The sequence below is a fragment of the Bacteroides coprosuis genome (assembly GCF_020741705.1).
GTDB classification, from domain to species: Bacteria; Bacteroidota; Bacteroidia; order Bacteroidales; family Bacteroidaceae; genus Bacteroides_E; species Bacteroides_E coprosuis.
The window spans coordinates 21,984-28,906 of record NZ_DYYK01000032.1 but is presented as its reverse complement, the minus strand read 5'-3'; the positions used below and the strand labels follow the sequence as shown (position 1 = coordinate 28,906).

Here is a 6,923-nt window from a genome sequence, read left to right as displayed (position 1 = left end):
AATATTCCCGATGTAGAAAAATGTGATTATATATTGTCTTATGATTTTCATATCAAACATGCTGTAACTCAATCAGAGAGTTTAATAAATCATCAATTTACTCCTTTGAAAGTAGATGCCACTGGCAGAGTAAAGTTAGCAATATGCCTTACCTCAATGTCTCCTCATGCTTCAGCTGGCGTAATTGAGATTATGCATAAAAACAAACAAGATCATTGGGTTTATGATATGTCAAATAAGTATTGGCGTAAAAAACCTAAAATCATATTGAAGAAAGAGGAGAAAGAGGTGATTATGCTATCAGCACAAGGTTACTCCATTAGTGAAATGGCTGAGTATATGAATAAATCCTTTGATACAATTAAATTTTATAGAAAATCATTATTTAGAAAGCTCGAAGTAGAAAATATTACTGAGGCCGTTTCTCACGCTGTGACTAAACGTCTGCTATAATGAGTTTGCTATAAAAAATCAAAACATTTTCTTGTTATTTCTGTTAGTTTTCATAGTTTGATTGCTAACTAAACTTATTTGTGGTTTTTTTTACCCAAATTTGTGATTATTGATTGATATTGCTGTAAATTTGTCATATTATATTATTGACGCTCTTATGGAAAGTAATTTGGTAAAATTAGGGTTACTCAGTGTGTTACTTGTTTTCTGTGGCACAACTAGAGTAAAGGCTACCCCTGAGTCTAATGTGGAAGATTTATCTACAATCTTACAAAAGGCAGATACTCTGTCTAGGGAATTAAGTAACTATATGTTTTTGCGTTTGAATATGGATAGTATTCCTCCTCGTATGGATACAATCACATATTTATATAATCAATACATTGGTGAATTGGAATATTTAAATGATGAGTCTGTACCTATGCGTTATATAGCTCCAGATCCTTATTATTATAGAATATTGACACCTTTGGTGTATTATAATTCTCCAATAAATCAATATAGTTTGCCTAAGCTAGGTGATCCTGAAATAATTCAAAAGAAAGAACCTGCACAAACTCTTCTTGATTTTAATAAAGAGCAATGGACCAAGATAAGTCGCACCAACAAAATCATTGATGGGGCTTTGATTAAGCTATATATGAATGATATGGCTCAAGTTGTTACAACTGAGGACAAGATTCGTGGTCGTAAAATTTATTATGCTGCTGTTCCCGATGATAAGGATGTTATTAAAAAACCTGTTAGTACCTTCTTTCAAGCAGATAAAGATTTAGATGAAAATTTAAATATGGTGGAGAGTTTTATCAAAAAACCAAATTGGTGGTTGACTGGTGGGGCAGGATCTCTTCAGATTTCTCAAAACTATATTTCTACCAATTGGCATAAGGGAGGGGAAAGCACCAACTCCTTATTTGCTAATATTCAGCTTTTCGCTAATTATAATGATAAGGAGAAGCTTCAGTTTGAAAATATAATAGAAGCTAAGTTTGGCTTTAATACCCTTTCTTCAGACACTATAAGAAGATATAGAATAAATAATGACTTACTCCGCTTATCAAGTAAACTCGGTATTCGTGCTGCAAGTAATTGGTACTACACTCTCTCGGGAGAGTTTAATACTCAGTTTGCTCCTAATTATAAAAAGAATTCGGATGAGATGGTTTCTTCATTTTTGGCTCCAGCCAACTTGATTATTGGTTTGGGTATGGATTACAAGTTGAAGAAAAAGAAGATAAACTTATCTGTTATGATCTCTCCAGCCACCTATAATATACGTTATGTGAGAAATAAGCGAGTAAATGAAGTGGACTGGGGGTTGAAAGAGGGCAGAGAGTTTATGCATGACGTCGGTTCTAAGGTTGAATCTAGGGTACAATGGAAAATACTTCCTTTTATGGAGTGGAACTCCCGTCTATGGTATTTTACCAATTATGAAAAAGTAGAAGCTGACTGGGAAAATACATTCAATTTTATATTAAATAGATATTTATCAACTCAGATATTTGTACACACTCGTTTTGATGATGGTGTAAAACGTGTTCCCGATAAGAGCTATTTCCAGCTTAAAGAGTTATTGAGTTTCGGTATAAATTATAAATGGTAAGATAACTTTTACTTGAATAGAAAAATAGAAAAGGCTAACTAATAATAAATTTAGTTAGCCTTTTTTGTGAGTATATATAAGGCTGATTTTGATGGGAATAGAAAATGGTATATTTACTTTGACACCGACATCGTATGAACATGTCGGTGTCAGAGCATGATCATGTCGGTGTTATGATGATAACTTAACTTAGTCTTAAAAGCCCTTTATTATGAATAAATAAAGTGATGTAAAATATATGTTATAGAACATCACAAAAGAAAGAATTTATAGGATATTAGGATCTAAAGTGTAGATTATCAATTGTTTTTATACTCTCTTTTTATAGAAGTTTTATTCTTGCTTATATTCTATGCTTATTATCAAATATAAAAACTGAAATAAATCTTCATAGTTCGCAAATAATGCTTAAATTTGCTCCAATTTGTAAAGTATGGTTTGCAATTATGACAAATACTATTCAACATCAAGGTATTGTGGAAAACATAAATGGCTCGCATGTAAGTGTGAAAATAGTACAGACTACAGCATGCTCATCTTGCAGTGCTAAAGGCCATTGCTCATCCTCAGAGAGTAAAGAGAAAGTAATAGAAGTAATAGATCAACATCATCTTTATGAGGTTGGGCAATCTGTTATACTCGAGGGTGAAACGAGTATGGGGTTAAAGGCTGTGCTATTAGCTTTTGTTATTCCTTTCTTATGGGTTATATTTTTTCTATTCTTCTTTATGAATTATATGAATAATGAGTTGTATTCAGCTCTTTTATCATTGGTTTCATTGATACCCTATTACATCGTTCTTTGGTTGTTGAGGAATTATATCAAACAAGAATTCACATTTAAAATAAAACCGATAAAATAACTATTTATGACTAATTTGATCCTAATTGCAGTTATTTCTATTGGAGCTATAGCCGTAGTCTTAGCCGCTATTCTATATGTAGCTTCAAAGAAATTTGCAGTGTATGAAGATCCAAGAAATGCTCAGGTGTCCGAAGTACTCCCTCAGGCAAACTGTGGTGGATGTGGCTATCCAGGCTGTTCAGGTTTTGCTGATGCTTGTGTTAAAGCCGATTCACTTGACGGTATGAACTGTCCTGTCGGTGGTGCTGAAGTAATGAGTAAAATTGCATCTATCTTAGGAATGGATGCAGGTGCTGCAGATCCTAAAGTGGCTGTAGTGCGTTGTAATGGTACTTGTGCTAATCGTCCACGTATCAATCAATATGATGGAGCTCAAAGTTGTGCTATTGCAGCATCACTTTATGGTGGTGAAACAGCTTGTAGCTATGGTTGTTTAGGTTGTGGTGACTGTGTTACTGTTTGTCAGTTTGACGCTATTCACATAAACCCCGAAACAGGTATTCCTGAAGTTGATGAAGCTAAATGTACAGCTTGTAACTCTTGTGTTGAAGCTTGTCCAAAAAACATTATTGAGCTTCGTCCTGTAGGAAAACGCTCTCGTAGAGTATATGTGTCTTGTGTAAATAAAGACAAAGGTCCTGTAGCTCGTAAAGCTTGTGATGTGAGCTGTATTGGTTGTGGTATATGTGCTAAGACATGTCCATTCGAGGCAATTACAGTAAAAGATAGGTTGGCATATATTGATCCACACAAGTGCAAATCTTGCCGTAAGTGTGTTGAGGTATGTCCACAAGGATCTATCATTGAAGTAAACTTCCCTCCTCGCAAACCAAAAGTGAAAGAAGGAGAGGCCGAAACAGCAAAGAAGGTGGTAGATAAAACTTCTAAAGTAACTGAGACTGCAAAACCAGTGATAAAGAAAGTGAAGCCAGAAGTAGATCAACCAACTTCTAAGTCTAACGAGAATTAATTGAGAAAATAAAAAACACAAGATATATGTTGAAGACATTTTCAATCGGTGGAATTCATCCACAAGAAAATAAGCTATCAGCACATCAGCCTATAATTAAAGCTGAGTTACCTAAGCAAGTGGCTATATTGCTTAGTCAGCACATAGGTGCTCCAGCCAAGGCTGTTGTAAAACGTGGTGATAGTGTGAAGGTGGGTACAAAAATTGCCGAACCAGGTGGCTTTGTCTCAGCTGCTATCCACTCCTCAGTAAGTGGTAAAGTGGCCAAAATAGATAATATTATAGATGCCAGTGGTTATCCCAAACCAGCTGTAATTATTGATGTTGATGGAGATGAATGGGAAGAGTCTATTGATCGTAGCGATGCATTAATAAAAGACTGTGAATTATCTTCTGAAGATATTGTAAAAAGAATTGCAGACTGTGGTGTTGTAGGTTTAGGTGGTGCTTGTTTCCCTACACAAGTAAAATTAACACCTCCACCTTCTTTTAAAGCAGAGTGTGTAATCATAAATGCCGTAGAGTGCGAACCTTATCTAACAGCCGATCATCAGTTGATGCTTGAAAAAGCAGAAGAGATAATAGTGGGTGTAACTATTATCATGAAAGCTGTTAAGGTGAATAAGGCTTTTATTGGCATTGAAAACAATAAACCAGATGCTATAGCATTGATGACAAAAGTGGCATCTACTTACGCAGGTATTGAAGTTGTACCTTTACAAGTGAAGTATCCTCAAGGAGGAGAAAAACAACTTATCGATGCTGTCATCAGTCGCCAAGTATCTAGTGGTGCTCTTCCTATTTCTACAGGAGCTGTAGTTCAAAATGTAGGTACAGCATATGCTATTTATGAAGCAGTTCAAAAAAATAAACCTCTATTTGAACGTGTAATAACTGTTACAGGAAAATCATTAAATAAACCATCGAACTTTTTAGCTCGTATCGGAACCCCTATGCAACAATTAATTGATGCTTGTGGTGGTTTACCAGAAGGTGCTGGCAAAGTAATTGGTGGTGGACCAATGATGGGTAAGGCACTTATGAATACAGAAGTTCCTACAGCTAAAGGTAGTTCGGGCATTCTTATTATGAATGAAGAAGAAGCTAAGCGTGGTGAAATTCAAACTTGTATTCGTTGTGCAAAGTGTGTAAGCATTTGTCCTATGGGGCTTGAGCCTTACTTACTATCTGCCTTAGCAGAACATAGAGAATTTGAAGAAATGGAATCAGAACGCATTATGGATTGTATAGAGTGTGGCTCTTGTCAATTCACATGTCCTACAAATCGTCCTTTACTCGATTTTTGTCGACTAGGGAAGGCTACTGTAGGAGGAATGATTCGTGCACGTCAAGCAAAAAAATAGAGTAAAATGAAAAATAAATTAATTGTATCACTTTCGCCTCATATCCATAGTGGAGATAGCGTACAACGAAATATGTATGGCGTGCTTATTGCTATGTTGCCTGCATTTCTTGTTTCGTTATTTTACTTCGGACTTGGCGCTTTAATAGTAACTGCTACATCGGTAGCAGCCTGCCTATTTTTTGAATGGGCTATTAATAAATTCATCCTTCGTAATGATGATGTAACCATCCTTGATGGTTCAGCTGTTATCACAGGTGTTTTATTAGCATTTAATGTTCCTTCAAACCTTCCTATCTGGATTATTGTTTTGGGTGCTTTATTTGCTATTGGTGTTGGTAAAATGTCATTTGGTGGATTGGGAAATAATCCTTTCAATCCAGCTTTAGCAGGACGTGTTTTCCTTTTGCTTTCATTCCCTGTGCAGATGACTACTTGGCCAGCTGTAGGGCAGATGATGGCTTATGCTGATGCTACTACTGCAGCCACTCCTCTGGCTATCATGAAAGGTGTAATTACTAATTCTCCAGGAGCTTCCATGGATCAATTGCCTGATGCTTTGAGTATGCTTATGGGTAATAATGGTGGGTCGCTAGGAGAAGTGAGTGTTATAGCATTACTTCTAGGATTGGCTTATATGCTTTGGAAACGTATTATATCATGGCATATTCCTATTTCTATTTTAGTAACCGTATTTGTTTTTGCTGGAGCTATGCATCTTTATAATGCAGATATATATGCCTCTCCATTTACTCACCTTATGACGGGTGGTTTGATGTTGGGGGCTATCTTTATGGCTACAGATTACGTGACATCACCAATGACTCATAAGGGGATGTTGATTTATGGTGTAGCGATTGGAGCACTTACTGTGATCATTCGTTTGTTTGGTTCATATCCAGAAGGTATGTCTTTTGCTATCCTAATAATGAATGCCTTTACACCACTTATTAATCTTTATTGTAAACCAAAACGCTTTGGGGAGGTAGCTAAGAAGAAATGAAAAAGCTAGAATCGTCATTAAAGAATATGTTGTTGGTACTAACTTTGGTAACAGCTGTTTCAGTGGCCTTATTGGCCTATGTCAATGCTTTAACACAAAAACCTATTGCTGATGCACAAGCTAATATCTTGCAGACAGCTATTGGTCTAGTTGTTCCAGAATTTGATAATAATCCTGCTGCTGAAGTAGATGAAGTTGAAGTTGGTGGACAAGCAATACGTATTTATGCGGCTATGAAAGATGGAAAATATGTCGGTAGTGCCGTAGAAGCTAAAGCACCAGGTTATGGTGGTGACTTACAAGTTTTAGTGGGTTTTGATGCAGATGGTAATATTTACGGATATTCAATATTATCTCACTCCGAAACTCCAGGTTTAGGATCTAAAGTTGCTACTTGGTTCCAAAAAGGAGAAAAAGGAGATGTAGTAGGTAAAAATCCAGGTACAGCAGAATTAAAAGTATCTAAGGATGGTGGAGAGGTTGATGCTATAACTGCTTCAACAATTACTTCTCGTGCATTCCTTCAAGCTGTAAAAACAGCATATGCTGTATACAAAGGAAATACTAAAGAAGCCGAAGCTATCTCGGGTGCTACTCAACAAGTTGAATCACAAGATGTAGAAGCTACAGAAGCTGAAGCATCTTCAAATAATAAGGAGTAAT

Annotated in this window: 7 protein-coding genes; all 7 read left to right on the top strand. The window is 36.0% G+C overall.

Annotated features, from left to right (window positions below):
* A partial coding sequence (locus K8V80_RS02135; RefSeq protein ID WP_276775123.1) for a response regulator transcription factor occupies positions 1-453 on the top strand: 453 nt, incomplete at its 5' end.
* Positions 454-610: 157 nt separating this feature from the next.
* Positions 611-2,059: a DUF3078 domain-containing protein gene (locus K8V80_RS02130; protein WP_276775121.1), complete on the top strand. Its 1,449-nt coding sequence runs from the start codon at positions 611-613 to the stop codon at positions 2,057-2,059.
* A 446-nt stretch (positions 2,060-2,505) separates the two neighbouring features.
* A complete protein-coding gene (locus K8V80_RS02125) occupies positions 2,506-2,922 on the top strand; it encodes a SoxR reducing system RseC family protein (RefSeq protein ID WP_006745405.1) in 417 nt (138 codons plus the stop codon).
* Positions 2,923-2,928: 6 nt separating this feature from the next.
* Complete coding sequence (locus K8V80_RS02120) at positions 2,929-3,894, top strand: Fe-S cluster domain-containing protein (protein WP_276775120.1); 966 nt, start codon at positions 2,929-2,931, stop codon at positions 3,892-3,894.
* 26 nt (positions 3,895-3,920) lie between these two features.
* Positions 3,921-5,258: an electron transport complex subunit RsxC gene (gene rsxC, locus K8V80_RS02115; RefSeq protein ID WP_006745403.1), complete on the top strand. Its 1,338-nt coding sequence runs from the start codon at positions 3,921-3,923 to the stop codon at positions 5,256-5,258.
* Between the two features lie 6 nt (positions 5,259-5,264).
* A complete protein-coding gene (locus K8V80_RS02110; protein ID WP_276775118.1) occupies positions 5,265-6,260 on the top strand; it encodes an RnfABCDGE type electron transport complex subunit D in 996 nt (331 codons plus the stop codon).
* Positions 6,257-6,922: an RnfABCDGE type electron transport complex subunit G gene (locus K8V80_RS02105; protein ID WP_276775116.1), complete on the top strand. Its 666-nt coding sequence runs from the start codon at positions 6,257-6,259 to the stop codon at positions 6,920-6,922. Before K8V80_RS02110 ends, K8V80_RS02105 begins: the two co-directional genes overlap by 4 nt.
* The last annotated feature ends 1 nt before the right edge of the window (position 6,923 follow it).